Origin of the sequence: Faecalicatena contorta (assembly GCF_003149105.1) — a bacterium.
Taxonomy (GTDB): domain Bacteria; phylum Bacillota; class Clostridia; order Lachnospirales; family Lachnospiraceae; genus Muricomes; species Muricomes contortus_C.
Map to the genome: position 1 here is coordinate 1 of NZ_QGDS01000036.1, position 1,265 is coordinate 1,265.

The following is a 1,265-nucleotide window of genomic DNA, read 5'->3' on the forward strand; positions in this document are numbered from 1 at the left end:
GTTTACGCGGCAGGAGATGTAAGGGTGAAAAGCCTGAGGCAGGTTGTTACTGCGGCTGCAGATGGTGCAATTGCAGCAGTACAGGTAGAGAGAAGCCTGTCTGATTATTTTTAAGCTGGGAACAAAACAGAAGTTTCGGAACTTTTAAAAACAGGCAGAAAAGGAGGATATGACAAATGGTAGATTTGGATAAGACAAACTTTGAAGAAGAAGTATTAAAGGCAGAGGGATATGTGTTTGTCGATTTCTATGGTGACGGATGTGTGCCATGCCAGGCGCTGATGCCTAAGGTGCATGAATTTGCAGAAACCTACGGTGAGAGGCTGAAGTTCGCTTCTTTGAACACCACGAAAGCCCGCCGTCTTGCAATCTCACAGAAGATACTGGGACTGCCTGTTATGGCAATCTATAAAGACGGTGAGAAAGTGGAGGAGGTAGTGAAAGACGATGCTACCCCGGAAAATATTGAAGCAATGATTCAGAAATATATCTGACAGAAAAACAAAACGGTATAACGGAAGAAAAAGAAAGGAGAAAATATCATCATGGCTATTTTAGAAGGAAAAAAAGTAATCATTATCGGTGACCGTGATGGAATTCCAGGGCCGGCAATCGCTGAATGTGTGAAGACAGCCGGTGCTGAGATTGTATTCTCATCTACGGAGTGCTTCGTCTGAACAAGCGCAGGTGCGATGGATCTGGAAAACCAGAAGAGGGTAAAAGAATTTGCGGATGAATATGGTGCAGAGAACTTAGTTGTTGTACTTGGTGCCGCAGAGGGAGAAGCTGCAGGACTTGCAGCTGAAACCGTAACAGCAGGAGACCCTACTTTTGCAGGTCCATTGACAGGAGTCCAGCTTGGACTTCAAGTGTATCATGTATGTGAACCAGAAGTGAAAGATGAATTTGATGAAGCAGTTTACGAGGAACAAGTCAGTATGATGGAAATGGTGCTGGATGTGGATGATATCATTCAGGAAATGACATCTATCCGGGATGAGTACTGCAAATTCTTAGGATAAGATTGGCCTTCCGGTAAAACTGATTTATTATAGCTTTCCATTTATAAGGGAGGGAGTTTTAACTCCTTTCAAGTAAAAAAGGGGCAGGTCCTGTGTACCCGTTAAGGTCCTGTTCTTTTTCTCTATCAGAATAAACATATAGAAAGGCGGATACCCAATGAATAGTGTAATCAAGGGAGCAAGTTATATATTAGTACACACTCCAAGCATGGTTTTATATAATGGAACAACACAGACAACAGA

2 protein-coding genes and 1 pseudogene are annotated in these 1,265 nt (G+C 42.8%); all 3 read left to right on the forward strand.

Going from position 1 to position 1,265, the window contains the following annotated elements; translation table 11 throughout:
• Positions 1-114 (forward strand): annotated as a pseudogene (locus tag A8805_RS23075) (thioredoxin-disulfide reductase); the annotation flags it as partial.
• Between the two features lie 62 nt (positions 115-176).
• Positions 177-494, forward strand: coding sequence for a thioredoxin TrxA (gene trxA / locus A8805_RS21895; RefSeq protein WP_109714823.1), 318 nt, complete (start codon positions 177-179; stop codon positions 492-494).
• A gap of 51 nt (positions 495-545) precedes the next feature.
• Positions 546-1,022 carry a glycine/sarcosine/betaine reductase complex selenoprotein A gene (gene grdA, locus A8805_RS21900; RefSeq protein WP_109714824.1) on the forward strand — a complete coding sequence of 159 codons (477 nt, stop codon included), beginning with the start codon at positions 546-548 and terminating at the stop codon, positions 1,020-1,022.
• Positions 1,023-1,265 lie beyond the last annotated feature (243 nt).

Coding starts and splice junctions, on each gene's coding strand:
- trxA (WP_109714823.1), top strand. CDS start 177: ATGGTAGATTTGGATAAGACAAACTTTGAAGAAGAAGTATTAAAGGCA.